21 protein-coding genes and 1 pseudogene are annotated in these 24,307 nt (G+C 42.8%); 19 read left to right on the top strand and 3 right to left on the bottom strand.

Annotation, left to right across the window (positions count from 1 at the left end; translation table 11 throughout):
- Positions 1–36: 36 nt before the first annotated feature.
- From nuoC to MMO42_RS12640, 15 genes and pseudogenes are all read left to right on the top strand, one after another.
- Positions 37–1,824 carry an NADH-quinone oxidoreductase subunit C/D gene (gene nuoC, locus MMO42_RS12710; protein WP_005292013.1) on the top strand — a complete coding sequence of 596 codons (1,788 nt, stop codon included), beginning with the start codon at positions 37–39 and terminating at the stop codon, positions 1,822–1,824.
- A 12-nt stretch (positions 1,825–1,836) separates the two neighbouring features.
- Positions 1,837–2,346 (top strand): NADH-quinone oxidoreductase subunit NuoE, encoded by a 510-nt coding sequence (nuoE, locus tag MMO42_RS12705; protein WP_241320776.1) that lies wholly within the window; start codon positions 1,837–1,839, stop codon positions 2,344–2,346.
- Entirely contained in the window at positions 2,343–3,668 is a 1,326-nt protein-coding gene (nuoF, locus tag MMO42_RS12700) for an NADH-quinone oxidoreductase subunit NuoF (protein WP_241320775.1), read from the top strand. The genes nuoE and nuoF overlap by 4 nt, the downstream gene beginning before the upstream one ends.
- 11 nt (positions 3,669–3,679) lie before the next feature.
- Entirely contained in the window at positions 3,680–6,364 is a 2,685-nt protein-coding gene (nuoG, locus tag MMO42_RS12695; RefSeq protein ID WP_241320774.1) for an NADH-quinone oxidoreductase subunit NuoG, read from the top strand.
- A 3-nt stretch (positions 6,365–6,367) separates the two neighbouring features.
- Positions 6,368–7,384: an NADH-quinone oxidoreductase subunit NuoH gene (gene nuoH / locus MMO42_RS12690; protein WP_241320773.1), complete on the top strand. Its 1,017-nt coding sequence runs from the start codon at positions 6,368–6,370 to the stop codon at positions 7,382–7,384.
- A gap of 18 nt (positions 7,385–7,402) precedes the next feature.
- Positions 7,403–7,945, top strand: coding sequence for an NADH-quinone oxidoreductase subunit NuoI (nuoI, locus tag MMO42_RS12685; protein ID WP_004655439.1), 543 nt, complete (start codon positions 7,403–7,405; stop codon positions 7,943–7,945).
- A complete protein-coding gene (gene nuoJ / locus MMO42_RS12680) occupies positions 7,945–8,463 on the top strand; it encodes an NADH-quinone oxidoreductase subunit J (RefSeq protein WP_241320825.1) in 519 nt (172 codons plus the stop codon). The genes nuoI and nuoJ overlap by 1 nt, the downstream gene beginning before the upstream one ends.
- Complete coding sequence (gene nuoK, locus MMO42_RS12675) at positions 8,463–8,771, top strand: NADH-quinone oxidoreductase subunit NuoK (RefSeq protein ID WP_004655436.1); 309 nt, start codon at positions 8,463–8,465, stop codon at positions 8,769–8,771. The genes nuoJ and nuoK overlap by 1 nt, the downstream gene beginning before the upstream one ends.
- On the top strand, positions 8,768–10,663 hold the full coding sequence (gene nuoL / locus MMO42_RS12670) for an NADH-quinone oxidoreductase subunit L (protein ID WP_005292019.1): 1,896 nt from the start codon (positions 8,768–8,770) through the stop codon (positions 10,661–10,663). The genes nuoK and nuoL overlap by 4 nt, the downstream gene beginning before the upstream one ends.
- A gap of 1 nt (position 10,664) precedes the next feature.
- Entirely contained in the window at positions 10,665–12,263 is a 1,599-nt protein-coding gene (gene nuoM, locus MMO42_RS12665; protein WP_005151238.1) for an NADH-quinone oxidoreductase subunit M, read from the top strand.
- Between the two features lie 3 nt (positions 12,264–12,266).
- On the top strand, positions 12,267–13,763 hold the full coding sequence (gene nuoN, locus MMO42_RS12660) for an NADH-quinone oxidoreductase subunit NuoN (RefSeq protein WP_241320772.1): 1,497 nt from the start codon (positions 12,267–12,269) through the stop codon (positions 13,761–13,763).
- A gap of 106 nt (positions 13,764–13,869) precedes the next feature.
- Positions 13,870–14,505, top strand: coding sequence for a uracil phosphoribosyltransferase (gene upp, locus MMO42_RS12655; RefSeq protein WP_017402053.1), 636 nt, complete (start codon positions 13,870–13,872; stop codon positions 14,503–14,505).
- A gap of 123 nt (positions 14,506–14,628) precedes the next feature.
- On the top strand, positions 14,629–14,919 hold the full coding sequence (locus MMO42_RS12650; protein WP_004804787.1) for a cold shock domain-containing protein: 291 nt from the start codon (positions 14,629–14,631) through the stop codon (positions 14,917–14,919).
- A gap of 125 nt (positions 14,920–15,044) precedes the next feature.
- Positions 15,045–15,724, top strand: a pseudogene (locus MMO42_RS12645) (excalibur calcium-binding domain-containing protein).
- 256 nt (positions 15,725–15,980) lie between these two features.
- Positions 15,981–18,116 (top strand): TonB-dependent receptor, encoded by a 2,136-nt coding sequence (locus tag MMO42_RS12640; protein WP_241320824.1) that lies wholly within the window; start codon positions 15,981–15,983, stop codon positions 18,114–18,116.
- A 57-nt stretch (positions 18,117–18,173) separates the two neighbouring features.
- Here the strand turns inward: MMO42_RS12640 and gigC are convergent, their stop codons facing one another.
- A complete protein-coding gene (gene gigC, locus MMO42_RS12635; RefSeq protein ID WP_005292028.1) occupies positions 18,174–19,058 on the bottom strand; it encodes a LysR family transcriptional regulator GigC in 885 nt (294 codons plus the stop codon).
- Positions 19,059–19,142: 84 nt separating this feature from the next.
- On the opposite strand from gigC, the gene MMO42_RS12630 reads away from it, so the two are divergent.
- The gene (locus tag MMO42_RS12630; RefSeq protein WP_241320771.1) at positions 19,143–19,904 is read left to right on the top strand and encodes a ferredoxin--NADP reductase; all 762 of its coding nucleotides are present in this window, start codon (positions 19,143–19,145) and stop codon (positions 19,902–19,904) included.
- 55 nt (positions 19,905–19,959) lie between these two features.
- Here MMO42_RS12630 and MMO42_RS12625 read toward each other — a convergent pair whose 3' ends face one another.
- Positions 19,960–20,382, bottom strand: a complete 423-nt coding sequence (locus MMO42_RS12625; RefSeq protein ID WP_005191251.1) for a hypothetical protein — start codon at positions 20,380–20,382, stop codon at positions 19,960–19,962.
- 205 nt (positions 20,383–20,587) lie between these two features.
- Here MMO42_RS12625 and MMO42_RS12620 point away from each other — a divergent pair, with 205 nt between their 5' ends.
- The 3 genes from MMO42_RS12620 to MMO42_RS12610 all read left to right on the top strand — a co-directional run bounded on the left by MMO42_RS12620 (position 20,588) and on the right by MMO42_RS12610 (position 23,003).
- Positions 20,588–20,788: a hypothetical protein gene (locus tag MMO42_RS12620; protein WP_005191248.1), complete on the top strand. Its 201-nt coding sequence runs from the start codon at positions 20,588–20,590 to the stop codon at positions 20,786–20,788.
- Positions 20,789–21,016: 228 nt separating this feature from the next.
- Positions 21,017–22,612 carry a mechanosensitive ion channel gene (locus tag MMO42_RS12615; RefSeq protein ID WP_241320770.1) on the top strand — a complete coding sequence of 532 codons (1,596 nt, stop codon included), beginning with the start codon at positions 21,017–21,019 and terminating at the stop codon, positions 22,610–22,612.
- 211 nt (positions 22,613–22,823) lie between these two features.
- Entirely contained in the window at positions 22,824–23,003 is a 180-nt protein-coding gene (locus MMO42_RS12610; RefSeq protein WP_005151217.1) for a hypothetical protein, read from the top strand.
- Positions 23,004–23,059: 56 nt separating this feature from the next.
- On the opposite strand, the gene MMO42_RS12605 is transcribed toward MMO42_RS12610, so the two are convergent.
- Entirely contained in the window at positions 23,060–24,256 is a 1,197-nt protein-coding gene (locus tag MMO42_RS12605; RefSeq protein ID WP_241320769.1) for an NAD(P)/FAD-dependent oxidoreductase, read from the bottom strand.
- Positions 24,257–24,307: the final 51 nt, after the last annotated feature.

Below are 24,307 nucleotides of genomic sequence, written 5' to 3'. Positions count from 1 at the left end.
ATTGCCAGAATTTGTATTAAATAGGAAGCCAAGCCAATGGCTGAAACTGACATTGCTATGCCAGAATCAACACCAGTTGATTCCCGCCCTGCATTTGCAATCGTAGAAGAGCTCAAAACCAAATTTGGTGAGAACTTCTACGTGCAGACGACTTTTGAAGAGTTTCCAACAGTCTGGGTTGAGCGCGCACGCGTGCAAGAAGTCCTCATGTTCCTCCGTAAAGTGGAACGTCCTTATGTGATGTTGTTTGACTTATCAGCGGTAGATGAGCGTTTACGTGTTCACCGTGATGGTTTACCAGCATCAGACTTTACTGTGTTCTATCACTTGTTATCGCTTGAGCGTAATAGTGATATTCGTATTAAAGTTGCCTTGAATGAAAATGACTTAAGCCTTCCAACCGCAACCAATATTTGGCCAAATGCCAACTGGTACGAGCGTGAAGCTTACGATATGTTTGGTATCGATTTCGCAGGGCATCCAATGCTCCGTCGTATCTTGTTGCCAACCTATTGGGAAGGTCATCCGTTACGTAAAGAATATTCAGCGCGTGCGACAGAATATACGCCGTACATGCAAGACCAAGCGAAGCAAGATTTCGAACAAGAACACTTACGCTTTGTGCCAGAAGACTGGGGTCTAAAACGCGGCAATGACGACGAAGACTTCATGTTCCTGAACTTGGGTCCTAACCATCCATCTGCGCACGGTGCTTTCCGTGTGGTGCTACAGTTGGACGGTGAAGAAGTGAAAGACTGTGTACCTGATATTGGTTATCACCACCGTGGTGTGGAAAAGATGGCTGAACGTCAAACATGGCATTCTTTCATTCCTTATACGGATCGTGTTGACTACCTCGGTGGTTGTGCGCAAAACATGCCATACGTGATGGCAGTTGAGCAGCTTGCTGGTATTAAAGTGCCTGAGCGTGCACAAGTCATTCGTGTGATGCTGAACGAATTATTCCGTATTAATAACCATTTGTTGTTTTGTGGTACAGCGATTCAGGATGCGGGCGGTATGACCCCAGTATTCTATATGTTCGCAGACCGTCAAAAAGTCTATGACATCGTTGAGGCGATTACTGGTTACCGTATGCACCCAGCATGGTTCCGTATCGGCGGTACGGCACATGACCTTCCAAATAACTGGCAAAAGCTGGTGAAAGAGTTGCTGGAATGGATGCCGAAACGTTTGAACGAGTACTACACAGCGGCGCTTAAAAACTCAGTATTTATTGGTCGTACCCGCAATGTTGCGCAATACGATGCTAAATCTGCGTTGGCTTGGGGTGTGACTGGTACGGGTCTACGTGCGACAGGTATTGATTTTGATGTTCGTAAATATCGTCCATACAGTGGTTATGAAAACTTCGACTTTGATATTCCAGTGGAATATGAAGGCGATGCATATGCACGTGTCTTGGTTCACTTCCGTGAAATTACTGAGTCGTTGAAAATCATTCAACAGTGCTTGGACAACATGCCATCTGGTCCATATAAAGCGGATCATCCATTGGCTGTTCCACCACCGAAAGATAAGACATTACAAGATATTGAAACCTTGATTACGCACTTCTTGAGCGTTTCTTGGGGTCCAGTAATGCCTGCGGGTGAGTCATCATTTATGACGGAAGTGGTGAAAGGTGCGAGTACTTATTATTTGACTTCTGATAAGTCAACCATGAGTTATCGTACGCGTATCCGTACTCCGACATTCACTCACTTACAGCAAATGCCATCAGTGATTAACGGCAGTTTGGTTTCTGACTTGATCATTTATTTGGCGACCATTGACGTGGTTATGGCTGACGTGGATCGCTAGGGGTAAACGATTATGATGATTTTGACTGATAAAAAACCTCGTGTGAATGTTGAAGGGATTTTGACTGCTGAAGAAATCCATGACATTGAACATCACATTGGTCACTATCCGTACCCACGTGCAGCATCGTTGGATGCATTGAAGTGTGTACAAGGCCGTAATGGCTGGGTAGATGATGCGCAAATGAATGCAATTGCACAATTGCTGACGATTAGTGTGGCGGATTTAGAAGGCGTAGCGACGTTCTATAACCGAATCTATCGCCAACCTGTGGGTCGTCACGTGATTTTATTATGTGACTCAATTGCGTGCTTCTTGATGGGTTCAGAAACTTTAGCCGAAGCATTTCAGCGCGAGTTGGGTATCCAGTACGGACAAACCACAGCAGATGGTCGTTTTACCTTGCTCCCAATTTGCTGTTTAGGCAACTGTGATAAAGGTCCAACTTTAATGATTGATGAAGATACTCACGGTTTAGTGGAAGTGTCATCAGTCAAACAGTTATTGGAGAAGTATGTATGAATACTGAACCAAAACCAATTTATGGCGACGGTAACCCAGAAACGCATCCACTCACTTGGCGTTTGAGTAAGCAAGAACACGTACGTGTGGCTGACGATTACGAAGCACTTGAAGGTTATGCTGGCTTCAAAAAAGCGCTTGGCATGCCGCCAAAAGATGTGCTTGAAGTGATTAAAGCTGCGACGGTTAAAGGTCGTGGTGGTGCAGGCTTCCCAGCAGGGATCAAATGGTCATTGATGGCACCAAATGATGGTGGTCCACGTTATTTGATCTGTAATGCCGATGAAATGGAACCAGGTACCTTTAAAGACCGTTTGTTGATGGAAAAACTTCCTCATCAATTGATCGAAGGCATGCTGATCGCTGGTTATACCCTTGAAGCAACTCATGGTTATATCTTTATTCGTGGTGAATATATCGAAGCTGCTCAATACTTAAATGAAGCGTTAGAGCAAGTTCGTGCCAAAGGTTACCTCGGTGAAAATATCTTGGGTACAGGTTGGAACTTCGAGTTGTATGTGCATACAGGTGCAGGGCGTTATATCTGTGGTGAAGAAACCGCATTGATTAACTCGCTTGAAGGTCGTCGTGCCAATCCGCGTACTAAGCCACCGTTCCCGCAAGTTGCAGGGGCATGGGGTCGTCCAACGATTGTCAATAACGTTGAAACCTATAATAACTTGCCTGCGATTATGCTTCGTGGTCCTGAGTGGTACATCAATCTTTCTGCTGGTAAGTCGAAAGACCCAGGCACCAAGATCTATGGCGCATCAGGTAAGGTTAAATTCCCAGGTCTTTGGGAACTTCCATTCGGTACAACCGCGCGTGAAGTGATTGAAGAACATGCTGGCGGTATGCGTGATGGCTTAACCTTGAAAGCATGGTTACCAGGTGGTGCATCGACTGACTTTTTAGCAGCTGAGCACATTGATCTTCCAATGGATTCTGAAACAATCATGAAAGCGGGTTCACGTTTAGGAACCTGTTTGTTGATGGTGGTGGATGAAACCCAATGTATGGTTTCTGCGACACGTAATTTAGAAGAATTCTTTGCACGTGAATCATGTGGTTTCTGTACACCATGCCGTGATGGTTTACCTTGGGCAGTTAAAGCGCTGAAAGCACTCGAAGCGGGCGAAGGTAAGAAAGAAGATATCGATCATTTACAAGAACTTACTCGTAAATTATGGATTGGTAAAACTTTCTGTGCTCACGCACCAGGTGCGATGGAGCCGCTTATGGGCGCACTTAAATATTTCCGTGGCGAGTTTGAAGCAAAGGTTAAAACCCATGCTCCTGCTCTAGACGTAGAACAAGCTTAAGGAATTCGACTATGGCTACAATTCATGTCGATGGAAAATCGTATGAAGTCAACGGCACAGAAAACTTGCTACAAGCATGTTTAAGCCTTGGCATCGACATCCCGTATTTTTGTTGGCACCCATCCTTAGGTTCTGTTGGTTCTTGTCGTCAATGTGCGGTGACTCAGTACGCAAATCCTGAGGACACACGTGGGCGTCTGGTGATGTCATGTATGACACCTGCGACCGACAATACCTATATTTCGATTGAAGACAAAGAAGCAACGGATTTCCGTGCATCGATTGTTGAATTCTTGATGACCAACCACCCACACGACTGTCCAGTCTGTGAAGAGGGTGGTCACTGTCATTTACAAGATATGACAGTCATGACGCAACATGATCGTCGTCGCTATCGCTTTACGAAACGTACTCATCATAACCAAGAGTTGGGTTCGTTTATTGCGCATGAGATGAACCGTTGTATCGCATGTTATCGTTGTGTGCGTTACTACAAAGATTATGCTGGCGGTACCGACTTTGGTGTGTATGCCAATGCATCACGTGTGTATTTCGGTCGTCCAGAATCAGGGACTTTAGAATCTGAATTCTCTGGTAACTTGACTGAAGTCTGTCCAACAGGTGTATTCACCGACAAGACACATTCGGCACGTTATAACCGTAAATGGGACATGCAGTATGCGCCAAGCGTATGTCATGGCTGCTCTTCAGGTTGTAACATTTCTCCGGGTGAGCGCTATGGCGAAATCCGTCGTGTTGAAAACCGTTTTAATGGTTCAGTCAACCAGTACTTCCTTTGCGACAAAGGTCGTTTCGGTACAGGTTATGTGAATCGTGAAGATCGTCCACGTCAACCGCAGTTCCGTAATGGTGAAACTGTTGCGACCGTGAGTGTTGATCAGGCACTTGATCAAGTGATTACTCAACTTCACGGCAAGAAAGTGTTAGGTATTGGTTCACCACGCGCAAGCTTGGAATCAAACTACGCACTGCGTGAATTGGTTGGACAAGACAACTACTCAACAGGTATGTCTCAAAAAGATCAAAACTTGGTTGAGTTAGCTGCATCAATCATGCAAACACAGGGTATTTATAACCCGAACATGCGTGAAATTGAAAGCTATGATGCGGTGCTGATCTTGGGTGAAGACTTAACTCAAACTGCGCCACGTATGGCTTTATCTGTTCGCCAAGCTGCGAAAAATAAAGCCAAAGAAATGGCTGCTGCAACTCGTACACCAGACTGGTTGGCAGAACCTGTACAACGTATCGGTCAAGATGCAAAATCACCAATCTATATCTTTGCTGCAACTCAAACACGTTTAGCGGATGTTGCGACAGGTGAAGTGGTGGCATCGCCAAATGATATCGCACGTTTAGGTTTTGCGGTTGCTGCTGCTGTTAAAGGCGAAGCGCTCTCTGGTTTAGCTGATGATGCAAAAGCATTTGCTCAAACCATTGCAGATACCTTGAAAGCTGCGAAAAAGCCATTGATTATCTCGGGTACCAGCTTACAAGATCCTGCCATCATGGAAGCTGCAGCTCAAGTAGCGCAAAATCTAGGTGAACATGCAGGCTTGTCATTGACTGTTCCAGAAGTGAACTCAATGGGCTTGGCATTGTTTGGTGGCTTAAGCTTAGAACAAGCATTTGCACAAGATTATGATGCAGTGGTTGTGATTGAAAATGACTTAACTCGTCGTTTACCAGTTGCACAAGTGAAAGCTGCATTTGACAAGGCTGAGACTGTGATCGTACTCGATCATAGTGAAACTGAAACCTTGAAACTTGCGGATATCGTACTTTCAGCAGCAAGTTTCGCTGAAGGTGATGGTACTGTCGTAAGCCAAGAAGGCCGTGCACAACGTTTCTATCAAGTGTATGACCCAAGCTACTACAAACCTGAATATGCGATTAAAGAATCTTGGCGCTGGTTACATGCCATTGAGACTGGTCTTAAAGGCAAAGCAGTGGATTGGACACTTCTTGATGATGTAATTGATGACATTGTGAAGAATGTTCCTGTGCTTGCAGCAATTGAAGATGTTGCACCTGATGCGGGTTATCGTATCCACGGTTTGAAAATTGCACGTGAACCACGTCGTTATTCAGGTCGTACTGCAATGCGTGCACCGTTATCGATTCACGAACCTAAGCAACCGACTGACATCGATTCAGCATTAACCTTCTCGATGGAAGGTTATGTGGGTAACCAGACAGCATCGTCATTGGTACCTTTCGCATGGTCTGCGGGTTGGAACTCACCACAAGCTTGGAACAAATACCAAGATGAAGTGGGTGGTCACTTAAAAGGTGGTGATTCAGGTGTTCGTTTATTCGATCGTTTAGCAAAACGTCCTGCACGTAGCTATGTGGCACCGTCAGCTGTTGCTGTGAACCCTGAAAGCTTCCGTCTTGTGCCAATGCACCATATCTTTGGTTCTGGCGAATTCACCATTAAAACACCTGCAATGGAATCTCGTATTCCTGAAGCCATGTTTGCTGTGGGTGAGCAAGATGCGACTCGCTTGAATGTTCAAGATGGTCAACGTATTACAGTGAAAGCGGGTGAGACTAGCATTAGCTTGCCAGTACAAGTGATCGAATATTTACCAACAGGTTATATTGGTTACCCAATTGGTTTAGCACCAACAGTTTCGTTGGCAGAGCCTGTTTCTGTGGCGGTAGGAGTGTAATTCATGAATCAAGAAATTATACGTCAAACGCCACTTTGGGCTGAGAACTGGCCAATCGCTTATTCAGTGATTCAGGCTGTTGTGATCTTGCTGGTGGTGGTTTTGGTTGCCGCATTAATGTCATTTATTGAGCGTCGTCTCTTGGCATTATGGCAAGACCGTTACGGTCCAAACCGTGTTGGTCCGGGTGGTATGTTCCAGATCGTTGCCGACATGCTCAAGATCATGTTCAAAGAAGACTGGACACCAAAGTTTGCCGACAAGCTGACTTTCCGTTTAGCACCAGCAGTTGCGATGGCAACTGCGGTACTTTCGTTTATGGTGATCCCAATAAGCCCTACACTGGGCGTTGCGGATATGAGTATCGGTCTATTGTTCTTTATGGCAATGGCGGGTATTGCAGTTTATGCCGTGTTATTTGGTGGTTGGGCGTCTAACAACAAATACTCATTACTCGGTGGTCTGCGTTCTGCTGCTCAAACCATTTCTTATGAAGTGTTCTTGGGTATCTCGTTGATGGGTGTAGTTGCGATTGCAGGTTCATTCAACATGCGCGAAATCGTTGAAGCACAACGTGATATGTGGTTCATCATTCCGCAGTTCTTAGGTTTCTTGATCTTTGTGGTTGCAGGTGTTGCAGTAACGCATCGTCATCCATTTGACCAACCAGAAGCTGAACAAGAATTGGCGGAAGGCTACCATGTTGAATATGGTGGTATGAAGTGGGGGATGTTCTTCGTTGCGGAATACGTCAACGTGGTTTTAATCTCTGCATTGATCGTGACTTTATTCTTCGGCGGATGGCTTGCACCATTTAACTTAGAAATTCCATTTGTTCCACCAGTATTCTGGTTCATTATCAAAACAGCATTCTTTGTGATGATGTTTGTCTTGGCACGTGGTTCGTTAATGCGTCCTCGTTATGACCAAGTTATGAATTTTGGTTGGAAAGTTTGTTTGCCATTGGCGTTGGTCAACTTGTTAGTGACTGGTGCTGTGATTCTGATGAATCAGGCCTAGGACAGCAAGGAGTACAAAATGTATAAAATTCTAGCTGGATTTGGATCGATTGTACGTTCGTTATGGATGGTGTTCAGCCACGTAACGCGTAAACGCGACACAATCTTGTATCCAGAAGTACCAGGTGAACAAATTGCACCTCCACGTTATCGTGGTCGTATTGTGTTAACGCGTGACCCAGATGGTGAAGAGCGTTGTGTGGCATGTAACCTGTGTGCGGTAGCATGTCCTGTGGGCTGTATTTCATTGCAAAAAGCGGAAAAAGAAGATGGGCGTTGGTATCCAGAATTTTTCCGCATCAACTTCTCACGCTGCATTTTCTGCGGTATGTGTGAAGAAGCATGCCCAACTACAGCGATTCAGATGACACCAGATTTCGAACTGGGCGAATATGTACGTCAAGACTTGGTGTATGAGAAAGAAAACTTACTCATCTCTGGACCAGGTAAATATCCTGACTACAACTTCTATCGTGTAACAGGTATGGCTGTGAGCGGTAAAGAAAAAGGTCAAGCACAAAAAGAAAGTGCACCAGTAGATGTACGGAGCTTATTACCATGATGTGGCCATTTTATTTGATGGCACTTGTGGCCATTGTTTCGACAGTACGTGTGGTGACCAACACCAATCCTGTGCATGCATTACTTAGCTTGATCATTTCTCTTCTTGCGGTTGCTGGTATTTTCATGATCGTGGGCGCGCCGTTTGCGGCTGCCCTTGAGATCATCGTTTATGCAGGGGCGATCATGGTTTTGTTCGTCTTCGTTGTCATGATGTTGAATCTTGGACAAGATACGATTGAACAGGAAAGCAAATGGTTGACCTCTGACGCTTGGGCTTTTCCTGCACTGATGAGCTTTTTATTGGGCTTAATCTTGGTGTGGATGCTGGGTGGTGAATACACCACGATTTCTGCGCCAATGGGCACAGAAGTTGTTGGCCCTAAAGCAGTCGGTCAAGCACTATTTACTCACTATCTATTATTGGTAGAAGTTGCCGCGATGTTATTGCTTGCAGCACTTGTTGCAGCATTCCACTTAGGCAAACGTGAACCAGGTGCAGAAGAGGATAAAGAATAATGGGACACATCCCTTTAGAACATGGTTTGATCGTTGCAACCATCCTTTTTGCACTGGGTTTTTACGGTGTAATGGTGCGACGCAACCTTTTATTTATGCTAATGAGCCTTGAGGTGATGATGAATGCTGCTGCGTTGGCATTCGTCTTGGCAGGTAGTGTTTGGGCTCAGCCAGATGGACAAATCATGTTCATTTTGATTCTGACGCTTGCTGCAGCAGAGGCATGTATTGGTCTTGCGATCGTCCTTCAGTTTTATCATCGCTTCCATCACTTGGATGTGGATGCTGCTAGTGAGATGCGCGGATGAGTACATTATATTTAACCGTTTTATTCCCGCTCATTGGTTTTATCCTGTTAGCGGCAGGGCGTGACAAACTTTCTGAAAATGTCGCTGCCATTATTGGTGTCGGTTCAGTTGGTTTATCTGCGTTATTTGCTTTAATTGCTGGTCTTGCATTTACTAGCAGTGGTCAAACCGTTTTTGTTCAACACTTATGGACGTGGTTCAGTGTTGGTGGTTTTGAGCCAGGTATCAGCTTACAGTTAGATGGCTTGTCATTATTGATGACAGGTATGGTGACAGGTGTTGGTTTCCTGATTCACATCTTTGCATCATGGTATATGCGTGGTGAAGAAGGTTATGCGCGTTTCTTCTCTTATTTCAACCTATTCGTTGCCAGCATGTTGTTGTTGGTATTGGGCGATAACTTAGCGTTATTGTTCTTGGGTTGGGAAGGCGTAGGTCTGTGCTCATACTTACTGATTGGTTTCTACTACTCAAACCCTGCAAATGGTTGGGCGGCAATCAAGGCATTCACAGTAACACGTGTGGGTGACGTATTCTTACTCATCGCATTGTTCCTGCTTTATCAACAGTTTGGTACTTTGAATATTCAGTACATTGTTGAAAATGCAGCAACTGTAATGACGCAAAGCTCATCATTGTCAATTTGGACAGCATTGATGTTGTTCTTGGGTGCAGCAGGTAAATCTGCGCAAATTCCATTACAAACATGGTTAGCAGATGCGATGGCTGGTCCTACACCAGTATCTGCATTGATCCATGCCGCAACGATGGTGACAGCGGGTGTGTACTTATGCTGCCGTATGTTCTCTGTGATGGAAATGGCACCAGAAGTGATGCAGTTCATCTCGATTACAGGTGCAGTAACCTTACTTGTCGCTGGTTTTGCCGCATTGGTGCAAACCGATATCAAACGTATTTTGGCTTACTCAACCATGAGTCAGCTCGGTTATATGTTTATGGCGGTGGGTGCTGAGGCGTATCAAGCTGGTTTATTCCACATGCTTGCTCACGCATTCTTCAAAGCGTTATTGTTCCTTTCTTCAGGTGCAGTGATTCTTGCGTGTCATCACGAACAAAACATCTTCAAAATGGGTGGCTTACGTCACAAGATTCCATTTGTATTCTGGTGTTTCGTGATTGGTGGTGGCGCATTGGCAGCACTTCCAATCGTGACAGTCGGCTTCTTCTCTAAAGATGCGATCTTGGGCGCGGTATATGCTCAATCGACCATTGCCAACCTTCCGCTTTATCATACCTTGTACTGGGTCGGTGTTGCGGGCGCATTCTTAACGTCTATTTATACCTTCCGTTTAATCTGGGTAGTATTCTTCGGCGAAGAGAAAACCCATGCACATGCCATTCATGGCGTGACGTATTGGGGCCCACTTGCGATTCTTGCTACGTTATCAACAGGTATTGGTTACTTCTTGCAGGCACCAGTTGCCAAGTTATTGACGACTGCAAATATTCCAAGTTTTGTGATTCCAGAAACATTAGAAGCTGCAGTTTCGCATGCTGAACATTTAGCAAGTGGCGTTGCCCTCGCTGGTTTAGCTGTGGGTATCTTCTTGTTTGCTTTTGCATATGGTGCAGTAAAAGCTTTTGCTCAAACGTCTTTGGGTTCTGGTTTAGCGCACATTTGCCGTACAGCATTTGGTTTCGATGCTTTGTATGACATCGTATTTGTAAAACCTTATTTATTGATTGCGAAAATCTTAGGTCGTGATCCAGTGGATAGTTTATGGCTGGTTCTTCCTGCGATTGTGAAAGGTGGTAATAGCTTTACCAGTTCGCGTCAAACAGGTTCATTACGTGAATACGCTTCAAGCATGTCACTCGGTGTAGTGGTGTTATTGATGATCTTGATCGTGATTCAGGTTGTGGGGAAATAAAATGGAAAACAATTTAATTTTACCCGCACTGATTTTAGTTCCTTTCATTGCTGGTTTTATTTGTTGGTTAGTTGATAAATACGACCAACATTTGCCACGCTGGATTGCCTTGATTGGTATGCTCATTACCTTTGGTTTGGGCATTGCACTGTGGCAAAGCGGTACATTTAGCTATGAGTTGGGGGGCAAAGTTCCGACTTGGGCTGCTGAATTCCATCTTCCTTGGATTCAGACTTTAGGCATTAGCATTCACTTAGCAGTGGATGGTTTGTCTTTACTCATGGTGTTGTTGACTGCATTACTCGGTGTACTTGCAGTGGGCTGTTCATGGGGCGAGATTCAAAAGAACGTTGGTTTCTTCCATTTAAACTTACTTTGGAGTTTAGGTGGGGTTATCGGTGTATTCTTGGCGATTGACTTATTTTTGTTCTTCTTCTTCTGGGAGATGATGCTCGTACCAATCTACTTCTTGATTGCGTTATGGGGTCACTCAGGGTCGAATGGTCGTTCGCGTGTTTATGCTGCAACCAAATTCTTCTTATATACTCAAATCGCTGGTTTGATCATGTTGATCGGTATCTTGGGCCTTGTAGTCTATGGATACATGATGACAGGTATGATCGGTTTTGATTACAACTATTTATTGGCTGTTGCGAACCACTTACCACCTGAAGTTGCTTATGCATTTATGCTGTGTTTCTTCATTGGTTTTGCGGTGAAATTACCTGTATTCCCATTACACGGTTGGTTACCTGATGCACATGCTCAGGCACCAACAGCGGGTTCTGTGGACTTGGCTGGTATTTTGATTAAAACAGCGGCATACGGTTTGCTTCGTTTCGTAATTCCATTCTTCCCAGCAGCGTCAGCACAATTTGCTGATATCGCGATTATTTTGGGTCTGATTGGTATTTTCTACGGTGCATTCTTAGCGTATCAACAAACAGATATGAAACGCCTGCTTGCGTATACCTCTATTTCGCACATGGGTTTCATCTTACTTGCAATTTATGCAGGTAACATCCTGACTTTCCAAGGCCTCATGATCATGATGTTGGCGCATGGCTTGTCATCTGCTGCATTGTTCATTATGTCTGGTCAAGTGTATGAGCGTTTACATACACGTGATTTACGTTTGATGGGCGGTCTTCGTGGTCAGCTGCAATACTTGCCATTCTTCTTAATGTTCTTCGTTGCAGCATTGGTTGGTGTACCAGGTCTAGGTAACTTTATTGGTGAATTCCTGATCTTGATGGGTTCATTCAAATCTTATCCAGCGTTCACCATCATCGCAGCAGTGAGTTTGGTATTTGCTGGTCTATATGGTCTGATCTTGATTCACAAAGCATTGTTTGGTGAACCAAATCCAGAGCAAAAGCAGCACTATACCAGTCCGCTTAAAGATCTATCTGCACGTGAAGTTAGCATTTTGATGATCTGTGCGATCGGTTTGGTTTGGTTAGGTATTTACCCGCAAACATTCTTGGATATGTCTCATTCAAGCATGCAATGGTTAGTAAATAGTTATATGCCAGTACAAGAAGTTGTCGAAACTGTTCAACAGGCAGCAACTCAACTTGAACATGTGGAGATGCAATAAATCATGAACTTCACAATTTCTTTTTCTGAGCTAATGCCACTTGCTCCCGTGATGATTGTGGCTTTGACCGCAATCGTCGTGATGTTACTGACTGCGATTAAACGTAATCACAATCTGATTGCGACAACGTCAGTTATCGGTTTAAACCTTGCTGCAATTTATATTGGATACACCATGTTTACTGGGCACTTTGCACCAGTAAATGTGATGGGCATGTTTATGGTTGATCCATTTACCATGCTCTATCAATTCTTGATTTTGATTGCTGCCTTAGCGTGCTGTACTTTATCTCATGCCTATATTGAGACCTATAAAGACAACCGCGAAGAGCTATATATCTTGCTACTGTGCTCAGTCACTGGCGCAATGTTATTGGTTTCAAGCTCACACTATGCAGCATTCTTCATCAGCTTAGAGTTGATGTCGATTCCTGTATACGGCATGTTGGCTTATACCTATCAACGTAGTCAGTCTTTGGAAGCGGGGATTAAATACCTTGTACTTTCAGCGACTGCTTCTGCAATGTTGCTCATGGGTATGGCTTATATCTATGCATACACAGGTTCATTGTCATTCTATGACTCTGTTCAGGCATTGTTCGCTGCGATCAAGCAACCAATGGTGTTATTGGGCTTAGGTTTAATTACCTTTGCTGTTGCATTCAAGCTTTCACTTGCGCCGTTCCATAAATGGACGCCAGATGTGTATGCAGGTGCACCAGCACCTATGGCGACCTTCTTGGCAACGGCTGCAAAAGTTGCAACGATTGGTTTATTTGTACGTTACTTACTGACTTCTGGTGCAATCTTGGTTGAATCATTAGTGACAGTGATTACCATCATTGCGGTATTGTCGATCGTGGTGGGTAACTTACTTGCAGTTCGACAAGTTAACTTGAAGCGTATCTTGGGTTACTCATCGATTGCACACTTCGGTTATTTGTTGATTGCTTTAATCAGCATGACTTATGCAAGTCTTGGTAGCGTCACTGTTTATGTGATTACTTATGTATTGACAACAATCGGTGCCTTCGGTGCAGTTGCATTAATGTCGAGTCCTTATAACAACGTCGATGAAGCACAAAGTCTTGCAGACTACCGTGGTTTGTTCTGGCGTCGTCCGATCTTGACTGCAACATTGACCGTGATGATGTTGTCTTTAGCAGGTATTCCATTAACCGCAGGCTTCATTGGTAAGTTCCTTGTGGTTATGGCTGCGGTGACAACGCAACACTGGTTCTTGGCGGCAATGATCGTTGTGGGTAGTGGTATCGGTTTGTACTACTATTTACGTGTGATGGTGGTGATGTACATGACTCCACCAGATGTACCACGTATTGATGCAGATGCGCATTGGGGCAGTAAAGTCGGTGGTCTTATGGTGCTTGCTGCTGCGTTATTAGTGTTGGTGATGGGTGTTTATCCAGATCCAATGATTAACTTGGCATTGAAGGCAGAGATCCTTTCTCCATTGCACTTTATGTTGTCTCAACAACAGTAATCGTCGGATTTGTACAAAAAAGCCTCCAAAGTTGGAGGCTTTTTTATTGATGAGTAAAAAAACACTTTATAATAGAACGAGATTAATATTACCTAGGTACTCATTCGTGTCGATTCAAGAAATCCGTCATCCGCTTATTCGCCATAAACTTGGTTTATTACGTCGTTCAGATATTAGTACCAAGAACTTTCGTGAATTAGCGCAAGAAGTCACGATGTTACTGACTTATGAAGCAACAAAGGATCTTCCTGTTGTTGATCATGAAATTGATGGGTGGGCAGGGAAAGTCTCAACTCAGCGTATCGCAGGGAAGAAAATCACCATTGTTCCGATCTTGCGTGCTGGTATTGGGATGCTTGAGGGTGTTCTCAGTCTGATCCCAAGCGCGAAAGTGAGTGTCTTAGGTTTAGAGCGTGATGAAGCAACTTTAGAAGTGCGGACTTACTATAAAAAGTTAGTCCCTGATGTTGCAAACCGCTTGGCCATGATTATTGATCCGATGCTTGCGACAGGTAATTCTTTAATTGCTGCAATTGATGTATTGAAAGCAAGTGGCTGTAAAGATATTCGTGTTATGGTATTGGTTGCTGCACCAGAAGGTGTTGCGAAAGTAGAAGCGGCACATCCTGACGTTTTGATCTATACCGCATCGATTGACCAAGGTCTGAATGAGGAAGGTTACATCGTTCCTGGTCTGGGTGATGCTGGCGACAAGATTTTTGGTAGTGTTCAAAAAGACTGATTTTTGAAACATTCATAAAAAGAGACTTGATCTCATCCTGAAGCAGTTTTGAGGATAGATTGAAAGTCTCTTTTTTATTTTTATATACTGTGATGATCAGATTTACGAAGTAGGATAAATGTCATGAAGCAAGAGTTCTATCAGGGAAAAATTAAACAATATAATCCAGACAAAGGCTTTGGCTTTATTGGGACCTCTGAAGGGGATGTGTTTTTTCATATTTCAGAGTATCCAGCTGGTGGTGAGCCGAAAAGAAATGAAAAAGTGAAATTTGTGGTCGTTGAAAATGACGGGAAGTACAAAGCCACAAAAATTGAGCTTGTTGATCCTAATCCAGCGAAAACCAGAAAAACTAAAATAGCAACGCACAATAATTCGATCACATCAGAGTTGTTATCAAATTTCAGACGCTGATTTCTTTGCGATGGTTTGACCTGAACTGGGTTGAAATTTTTAGAGAAAAGAGGCTTTTAGCCTCTTTTTTTATTAGAATAGTAACTAGATAAAAATAGAGTATTTGTTATGTTTCTTGAGGGAAAATTAAAAAATATAATTCTGAACGGGGCTTTGGTTTTATTGAGGTAGGACATAATCAAGCAGATATTTTTTCCATATTAGTGACTTTCCAAAATCTGCAGGAGAACCAAAACTTGGAGAAAGACTCAAATTTCTTCTCGTTGAGGATAAAGGAAAATTTAAGGCAGCAAATATTGTTCGTTTGGATTTAAAGCAATCAAAGGCAATCTATGCATCCTCATCCAATGACATATTAGAAAAATCAGTTGAGTTGAATCCTACTCAATCAAGTGCTAAATCTGGAAAGATCTTTACGGTTGTTGGGTTAATTATTATCGTGATCTTAGTTGGTCTGGTTTTTCAAAAATATCAGTCCTATCAACAGTCGAAAGAGTTAAAAACGGCACAACTGATTAAAGAACAAAAACACATTGTTGAACAACAGCGTAAAGCAATTGGTGAACTGCCCAAAGTCACATTATCAGAAAGAACAGAACAAGCATTAAAATCTGATCCGGCTCAGCCTGTTCAAACGGTGTCGTCACCAGCTGCTGCAAGTACTCAGTTTAGTTGTGATGGGCGTGAACATTGTTCTCAAATGAATTCTCGTGCGGAAGCAGAGTTCTTTAGTCGAAATTGTCCAAATACTAAAATGGATGGGGACCAAGATGGTATCCCTTGTGAAAATGATTCTCGTTGGTAAAGACCTTATGTTTAATACAGCGCGAAGAGGGTTAAATGCTAGCTTTAGATAAATATACTTATATAACTAACAGATTTAAAATAACTTATTCGCATTATCGTGATGTGACATAATTGAATTTATTTGAGTAATTATTGTTTTATTAATGATTTTTATTATCATTTGTTAGTTTATCTTATATACTGTGGTCAAATTTTTATCGGGGTTTGATCACTTGAAAAAGAATATATTATTTTTATCTCTTATTGCTTTGCCAATGTTTGCTGTTGCTGAAGACAATACCGTTTTACCAACGATTACGGTAAAAGCAGACTCTCAAGCAACAGATGCGACGGGCAAACTTAAAAAAGATGCGAGCTTAGGTATCCTTGGCGAGAAAGCAGTATTGGATACCCCTTTTAGTATTCAGTCTTATACAGAACAAGCAATTAAAGATAAGCAGGCAGATTCGATCGCAGGCATTCTTAAAAATGATCCAAGTATTCGTACCACCACCAACAGTGGTCATTTAAACGAAAACTTTATGATCCGTGGTTTTGCTGTGACGTGGGAAGATGCCAACATCAATGGTTCTTATGGGATGTCACCAAGTGGTCGGACTCCAACTGATATTTTGAGCTCTGCCAGTGTACTAAAAGGACCGAATGCATTGATTGCTGGTATGGCCCCAGGTGGTAGTATTGGTGGTGTAGTGATGGCAACTACCAAACGGGCCGATCGAGATTTGACCCAAGTCTCAGCCATGTATGAGGATGGTGGTTATTACAAATCAGGTTTTGATGTAGCTCGTCGTTTTGGTGAAAATCAGGAGTTTGGTGCACGTGTCAGTGCGACCTATGGACAAGGCGAACATATTGTTGATGGTTTAGAAGATAAAAATACCGCGGCTGTATTGGCACTGGACTATACGACCGATCAAGCCAAAATCAACTTCGATGCCTACACTACACGCGACAGTCGTGATGGTGGCTCACCTGCGATGATCTCTTTTTCAACCTTGAAGCGTGTTTTACCCGCGCCAGATGGTAAGCTAAATTATTTCCCACATTTAGAAGGCATGCAAAGTGCCAACTATGTGGGTTTATCGGGTGAATATAAGCTTCTACCTAATTTAAAAGCATTTGCTGGTGCTGGGTTCAATGAACGTGAATACCGTGGACATTTATTTGGGACACGTATGATTGTACGGGATATGCCAGCCAACTCGATGGGTATGAATAATTCTGCTTTGGTTGGTGCGAATGGAGATGCCTTGGCGCAATATTATCGAGTCGGTTCAAAAGAACATAACACCACGTTTAATGCGGGCCTAGAAGGTCAAATTTTCACGGGTGATATTTCCCATACTTTGGCATTCCGTGCTGATTATCTAAAACGCAAATACAGTCAGCATAAAGGGCGAGGTGCAGCAGAAGTTTACTTCCCAACCAATATTTATGATCCAAGCAGTGAAGGACATATGCCAAATACATGGCCAGAGATTATTCCAACTGCGGATGATGTGTATGTCAGCTATAGCTTGAGCGATCAAATTTCCATGTTGGACGATAAGCTACAGTTTATTTTAGGTGTACGTTATCAAGACATGAATTTAAAGGCACTCGCGACAAATGCGCCACCATTGAATGCTGATAAAGTATCTCCAAGTGCTGCGATTGTTGTGAAACCTTTTGGTGAAGAAACCTCATTCTATGTCAGCTATGTTGAAGGCCTAGTGAGAGGCGCAACTGTCAGCGTGGCGACTGATGCGAATTACAATAAAACATTTGCACCGTTTGAAAGTAAGCAATATGAAATTGGTGCTAAATATCAAGGCGATCGTTGGTTACACACTTTAGCGCTATATCAAATTAAAAAGCCAAGTACGCTGACGGATCTAACCTATCGTGATCCAAATGATGCAAAGATTACCCAAATCACAACCGATGGTGCGAAGACTGAATCAAAAGGGGTTGAATACGGTTTTTCTGGTAAAGTCACTGAAGACCTGATTGTTTACGGTAATTTGGCATACATTGATACCGAATATACAAAAGCGATTTCAAGTGGTGTGAATCTTTCAGGTAAAACCATTGAAGGTACACCTGAATTTACCGCAGGTGTGGGTGTGGATTATCAAATCCCATTTGTTGAAGGGTTAAGCGTAAATGCGTTTGCTACCTATGTCGATGAACAATATTTAACTGCGGACAATACGCTTAAGTTACCTGATTATACTTTGGTTGATTTAGGTGCAAAATATGCGACCAAACTTGGCGGTGTAAATACAACTTTCCGTGCCAATGTCGATAACGTTGCTGACAAAAAGTATTGGGATGGTGTTTTCACCAGTGGCTTTACTACTGTCGGTGCAGGTCGTACTTATAAGCTTGGGGTGAGTTTCGATTTCTAAATTTTAATAAATAAAAAAACGCTTCCAATCGGAAGCGTTTTTTTATTTTCAAACAGATTAAACCTGATCTTCGCAGAATTGTAAAAAGGCTTTCAGCCCTGGTCCTTGATACTTCTGACGATGAACGAGCATATACAGTGGGCGAGTTAATTCCCAGAAAGGGGTATCGATAATCACCAATTGACCTTTTTCTTGTAATGGTTCAATCGCCAGTCTGGAAACACAAGACATGCCTAAACCACCAGCGACAATTTTTAAAATTGCTTCATTATGACCTAGGGTCAAACGGATATTGGCATCGGGAAGGTCTTGCAAAATTGCATTGTCAAACACTTCACGTGTACCAGAGCCTTCTTCACGTAAAATCCACTCGACATCATTGAAATCAGTCGCGCTGATTGGACGGTTTAACTGCGCTAAGGGATGATCAGGTGCGCAACAAACAGCTAACTCATCATCACGCCAATGGATGCATTGTAATTGGGGTAAGTGGCAAGAACCTTCAATCAAAGCCAAATCAAGTTGAAATTGATTGACGGCTTCAATCATTTGACGGGTATTACCGACTTGTAATTGTAAATGGGCCTTGGGATGACGTTGTAAGAAGTCAGCCATCAGATCAGGCATTAAATAATCACTGATGGTGAGGGTTGCGCCTAAACGTAGATCAATACTTTGTAATTCGCCCTTAGCCGCTTGTTCAAAAGAATCACAACGACCTAAAATTTCTAAAGCTTGTGGGAGTAAAAAACGTCCCAAATCATTGAGTTGTAATCGTTTACCCAAACGATCAAAAAGTGGTGCACCCAGACCATCTTCTAAATCTGCTAAAGCCATACTTGCCGCACTTTGTGTAAGTCGGACAGCATCGCTCGCTTTGGTAACAGTTCCTTCTTGAGCGACCGCCACGAAAACAGCCAACTGGCGTAATGTCATGCGCATGTTAAATAGCCTTAATGTTTTGAGTATCCATCAATTATTCGATCATGCTAACATGAGCCTACTGTTTCGTGCCACGTTCAAATCATGTCAATTGAAAAATTTAGCTTAGAAAAGGTTTTGTCTGTACACCGTTGGACTCACAATTTGTTTAGTTTTACGATGACCCGACCAGCTCATTTTAAATTTACCGCAGGTCAGTTCGCGCGTATTGGTCTAATGGTTGAAGGGGAGTTGGTTGTTCGTGCTTATTCAGTTGTCTCTTCACCTTTCGATGAAACTTTAGAATTCTTTTCAATTGTCGTTCCAGATGGGGCATTTACCTCTAATCTGCAACATCTGAAAGTAGGCGATGAGCTTTATCTTGAAAAAATCTCTTACGGTTATCTGACCTTAGCACGTTATCAGCAGCCTTTGCCGCAGGATTTATGGTTATTGGGTACAGGCACAGGATTAGCGCCATTTTTGTCGATGTTGCAAGACTTTGAAACATGGAACAAATATCAGCAGATCAATCTGGTCTATAGCGTACGTACCGAATCTGAACTGGCCTATGTGGATCGGATTCAGGAAATTGCGGCGCTGTTTGGCGAAGGCCATTCAGGCTTTAAATTTGTACCCATTATCACACGCGATCCAAATGCGGCTTTACATGACCGTTTACCTGTTTTAATTGCCAATGGTGAATTAGAAAAAGCAGTTGGACTTTCTTTTAACCGAGACAGCAGTCATGTGATGTTATGTGGAAATCCGCAAATGGTGGAAGATACCAAAGAAGCGTTGAAGCGACGTGGTTTAATTATGAATCGTCGTGGTGAAGGCAATATTGCGGTAGAAAATTATTGGTAATGAGCAGCTTTGCCTTTGCGAGGATAGCTTAAAGTAGAGGGTGGAAGGATATGTTTTAATGAACAAACATATCCATAAATTCACGAATTTCTTGAATCGCAGTATCCACATCTGTGGTTAACCACGTTGGTTCAAACAGCCCGATATAATGTTCCAACCGATCTTGAGGCACCACCAGACGCACTGGGCAATCTTCTTCAAGTAAACGCCAAGGTAGGATCGGAACTTCATTGTCTAAAAATGGTTGTACATTTCGAATGTCTACAATCATCGCATTGATGCAATCGGGTAATGGCATCACAGAAAACTCTTCTGTACGACGACGGAAGTATTCTAAATCACCCCATTTCAAGATATAGCTTGGCTTATTAAACTCAATAATTCCAATCAAATGTTCATCGCGTGTGTGATGTAAAAAACATTGATGTGTGACATCAGTGTCTAAATCAAGAGAAACACTTTGTTGGCTATAGGACATAAAGCAGAACGGCTGAGAAATGAGGCGCGTATTATAGCTTATTTTAACGTATTCTTAAACCGACTATATTTTAAACAAAAAATAAAATAAAAAAAAGTAGAGTTCTGCAACTAGCGCAACGATAGTCCGAAGCTTCTTCACACAACGCTACATAGGGTATTGCTAATATAAAACTTGAAAAGTAATAAGGATGAGGGCTGCTATCATGCATGATTTTAGTAAGCCACAACCTCATGTGGCGAGCAAAGAAGAAATTACCAAAAAGAGAAGATTACCTGTTTATATTTTGATTTTAGTGGGAATCTTCCTGATTGCATTACTTGTATATATGGTTGCTGACCATTCAGCCAATCCAACTGCTCAAGTGATCATGTCACATATGCAGTCGGCCATTCTGAATGCTTAAGCAGGCATATCTTTAGACCAAACTAATTCCTCATAAAGCTCATTGGTGTGAATCAATGAGCTTTTTTGCAAAATTATGAGACTTTTTTGTTGTATTAGTGCTGCCATTGATTGATTGGAAAATAGACAAAAACTATGGTGGAAGCATCCATAAATCATGTTCTTAATGGTAGAGCGTTTATCAATGGATTTATAGCAAGATTTACAAACACAATATAAGGATAACAACATGAATGAATTTTTTAGTGACCCCGCCAATCGTGGAGGATTTGATGCAATGTATTATTGGGATCAGTTTCATCCTATCTTTGCTGCTGTTGTCATCCTGCTTGTTGGTTGGATTGTTGCTTTAGTCATTGCAGCAGGTGTAAAGAAATTATTGCAAAAGCTTGATACCAATCAAAAGTTGTCTACAGCAACGGGTCGTACGCCAAATATTGAGAATCTGGTGTCCAAACTGGTGTTTTGGTTTGTGTTGATTCTTGCGGTGGTCGGCGCATTAAATGTTTTAAATATTAGTGGTGTGAGCGATCCATTTAGCAATATGGTAGGTCGCGTGTTGGCGTATATACCGAACTTGCTGGCTGCTGTTGCCGTGGGTTTTATTGGCTGGATTGTTGCACGTTTGGTTCGTGCAGGCCTGACCAATGTACTTTCCAGAACTGAGCTAGATGAAAAATTAAGTGGCGAAGTGGGGGTGAGTTCCCTCAGTACCAATATCGGCGAGATTTTTTACTGGCTGGTTCTACTACTGTTCCTACCGATTGTGCTATCAATTTTAGGCTTAACAGGTCTGTTAATTCCTGTACAGAATATGGTGAATGAAGCGATTGCTTATCTACCGAATCTGTTTATTACAGGCGTGATCATTTTCGTGGGCTATATTCTTGCGAAAATTGTGCGTGGCATCGTAGAAGGCTTGAGTAATAGCCTGGGTTTACAAGCACAAGCGGAGAAAGTTGGTCTATTTAAAAACTCCAATGTGTCTAAATTCCTAGGCTCATTTGTGTTTGCCATCATTATTATCACCACCTTAATTGTGGCCTTTGAAGCGCTCGGGATCCAAGCGATTTCTCAACCAGCAACCGCAATGCTGAATGAAATCATGTATGCAATTCCACAAATTATTGCAGCAGGTTTGATTTTAATTGTGGCTTATATCGTCTCTCGTTTTGTGGGGCGGTTAGTGGCTGAGCTGATCTCAGGAGCCGGCGTTGATGAAATTCCAATGAAGCTTGATTTACAGCGCTTCCTTGGACAAACCCGTGTTTCGGATGTTATTGGTTATTTAATCGTTTTCTTTACCATGCTGTTTGCAGTTTCAGAAGCAGCCAATCGACTTGGATTGGAGCAAGTCAGTGTATTGATTGCGATGTTTATCCAGTTTGGTGCAAGCATCTTGCTTGGTGCGGTGATTCTCGTTATTGGCTTCTGGTTGGCCAATATCGTTGCGAATATCGTACAGCGTGGTGAATATAACAGTTCACGTTGGTTAGGTAATCTGGTCCGTGTTTTAATTATGGGCTTGGTGATTGCGATGGGCTTAAAAGCCATGGGTATTGCTGATTCGATTGTGAATTTGGCATTTGGTCTGACCTTGGGCTCAGTTGCTGTGGCATTTGCATTGGCCTTTGGTTTGGGAGGACGTCAACCTGCGGAACGTTTGCTGACCGATCTTTTAGATAAAGCAAAAACTGAAGCAAAACAGCCGAATCCTTTGCACAAGGAGGAGGTGGCGCCGACAAACCCTGTCAGCCCAACTGCACCAACTTCAACTGATCCGGTGAATCCAGTTCCACCAACACCACCGTATTCGGATGAATAGTAAAAATAATCTTTGATTTTTTTAATCAATTCGACCACTCTAAGCAGGGTGGTCGTTTTGTTTGTATAAGCGCTATTGAGCTTTATCTGGGATTGTAATCGGCATTTTGAGCAGGCTTATACGGCTGAAATCAAAAATTTGACCTAAAAAGCAATTCATTTATCGATAAAGTATCACTAGTCTCTAAATAAAAAGTCTATAGGAGAATGAAATGAAGAGGCCAAATCGAGTATTCGCACCTATTATTATTGCAGGCATTACTGTCGGATTTTTAGCGAGTGCTTATAAGTTTGTGATTACGAAATCAAACTCTTCTAAAGAGAAACCGCTTGAAAGTAGTCAGCAAATCTCGACCTCAGAAGCAGCCAATTCTTCCGATGAACACAACTAAAGCAGACATCATCGTATATCGTCTGAAGTGTGAATGTTGTGATGGATCAGATCGCATTAAACAAATTGAGCTGCGGCTTGCGCAGAAGACCATGCCCATTGGAAGTTATAGCCGCCTAAATGTCCTGTGACATCGAGCACTTCACCAATAAAATATAAGCCTTTCTGCTTTTTGCTTTCCATGGTCTTGGAAGATACTTCACTGGTATCGACACCGCCAAGGGTGACTTCTGCGGTGCGATAACCTTCGGTTCCTGAAGGTTTAACCGTGAATGCGTGCAGTTGTGTTGCAATATGCTCAAGCTGTATGTCACTGAGATTACCAATTGCTATTTCGCTTTGTTCAGCCCAAATTAATTGTTGTAGCTCCAGTACAATACTTTTCGCCGTAAATTCACTCAGTAGCGTGCGAAGCAGCACTTTAGGCTGTGATTTTTTCTTTTCTTTAAAAAATTGATTCAGCTCCTGAGCTGGAAAGAAATCAATTTTAAAGCTTTCTCCGACATGCCAGTAGTTGGAAAGCTGTAATGAACTTGGACCACTCAAACCACGATGGGTAAACAACAATGCCTCAGTAAATTGATGGCGTTCATTGACTAGGGTTGCATCTAAAGCATTGCCACTTAGACGTGTCGTGACTTCTTTAAAATGATCTGAGAAAGTAAATGGAACCAGACCTGCGCGTGTTGGATAGACATGATGCCCGAATTGCTGTGCAAGTTCATAACCAAAGCCTGAACCTCCTAATGTCGGAATAGACAAGCCACCTGTTGCCACGACGAGCGATTCACAGTGATAAGTTCCTTGGCTAGTTTCGACGATAAAACTTGAATCAGCTTGGGCGTTGACTTGCTGTACTTCGCAACTCGTTTGAATCTCAACCCGTTTGGCCTTGCTGCATTCGGAGAGCAACAGTTCAAGAATTTCTTTGGAACCCTTTAAGGTAAACAATTGCCCATGCTTACGTTCTTCATATTCGATTCCGTATTCACAGACTAAGCTGATAAAGTCCCAGTTGGTGTAGCGGGTGAGGGCAGAAATCACAAAATGTGGATTTTCAGAAAGATAATTAGAAGGTTCAACATCGAGATTGGTAAAGTTACATTTACCACCACCTGACATCAAAATCTTTTTACCAACTTTATTGGCCTTTTCTAATACCACGACTGAGCGCCCACGTTTAGCTGCTTCCGCAGCCAACATCAAGCCTGATGCACCAGCACCTAAAACAACAACATCAACTTGATGAACCATGGGAGAAATACTCGAAAGAGGAAAAGCGGGCAATTATAAAAGATTTAAAGC

Source organism: Acinetobacter sp. ANC 3882 (assembly GCF_022549545.1).
GTDB lineage: Bacteria > Pseudomonadota > Gammaproteobacteria > Pseudomonadales > Moraxellaceae > Acinetobacter.
This window is presented reverse-complemented; position numbering and strand designations above follow the sequence as displayed.

Bases quoted from the DNA above. Each gene is read 5' to 3' on its own strand.
- MMO42_RS12630 (WP_241320771.1), top strand. From the start codon at position 19,143: ATGTCAATTGAAAAATTTAGCTTAGAAAAGGTTTTGTCTGTACACCGT.
- nuoM (WP_005151238.1), top strand. From the start codon at position 10,665: ATGGAAAACAATTTAATTTTACCCGCACTGATTTTAGTTCCTTTCATT.
- MMO42_RS12650 (WP_004804787.1), top strand. From the start codon at position 14,629: ATGAAGCAAGAGTTCTATCAGGGAAAAATTAAACAATATAATCCAGAC.
- nuoF (WP_241320775.1), top strand. From the start codon at position 2,343: ATGAATACTGAACCAAAACCAATTTATGGCGACGGTAACCCAGAAACG.
- nuoK (WP_004655436.1), top strand. From the start codon at position 8,463: ATGGGACACATCCCTTTAGAACATGGTTTGATCGTTGCAACCATCCTT.
- MMO42_RS12605 (WP_241320769.1), bottom strand. From the start codon at position 24,256: ATGGTTCATCAAGTTGATGTTGTTGTTTTAGGTGCTGGTGCATCAGGC.
- nuoL (WP_005292019.1), top strand. From the start codon at position 8,768: ATGAGTACATTATATTTAACCGTTTTATTCCCGCTCATTGGTTTTATC.
- nuoC (WP_005292013.1), top strand. From the start codon at position 37: ATGGCTGAAACTGACATTGCTATGCCAGAATCAACACCAGTTGATTCC.
- MMO42_RS12610 (WP_005151217.1), top strand. From the start codon at position 22,824: ATGAAGAGGCCAAATCGAGTATTCGCACCTATTATTATTGCAGGCATT.
- nuoN (WP_241320772.1), top strand. From the start codon at position 12,267: ATGAACTTCACAATTTCTTTTTCTGAGCTAATGCCACTTGCTCCCGTG.
- nuoG (WP_241320774.1), top strand. From the start codon at position 3,680: ATGGCTACAATTCATGTCGATGGAAAATCGTATGAAGTCAACGGCACA.
- nuoJ (WP_241320825.1), top strand. From the start codon at position 7,945: ATGTGGCCATTTTATTTGATGGCACTTGTGGCCATTGTTTCGACAGTA.
- MMO42_RS12640 (WP_241320824.1), top strand. From the start codon at position 15,981: ATGTTTGCTGTTGCTGAAGACAATACCGTTTTACCAACGATTACGGTA.
- gigC (WP_005292028.1), bottom strand. From the start codon at position 19,058: ATGCGCATGACATTACGCCAGTTGGCTGTTTTCGTGGCGGTCGCTCAA.
- MMO42_RS12625 (WP_005191251.1), bottom strand. From the start codon at position 20,382: ATGTCCTATAGCCAACAAAGTGTTTCTCTTGATTTAGACACTGATGTC.
- nuoE (WP_241320776.1), top strand. From the start codon at position 1,837: ATGATGATTTTGACTGATAAAAAACCTCGTGTGAATGTTGAAGGGATT.
- MMO42_RS12615 (WP_241320770.1), top strand. From the start codon at position 21,017: ATGAATGAATTTTTTAGTGACCCCGCCAATCGTGGAGGATTTGATGCA.
- MMO42_RS12620 (WP_005191248.1), top strand. From the start codon at position 20,588: ATGCATGATTTTAGTAAGCCACAACCTCATGTGGCGAGCAAAGAAGAA.
- nuoI (WP_004655439.1), top strand. From the start codon at position 7,403: ATGTATAAAATTCTAGCTGGATTTGGATCGATTGTACGTTCGTTATGG.
- nuoH (WP_241320773.1), top strand. From the start codon at position 6,368: ATGAATCAAGAAATTATACGTCAAACGCCACTTTGGGCTGAGAACTGG.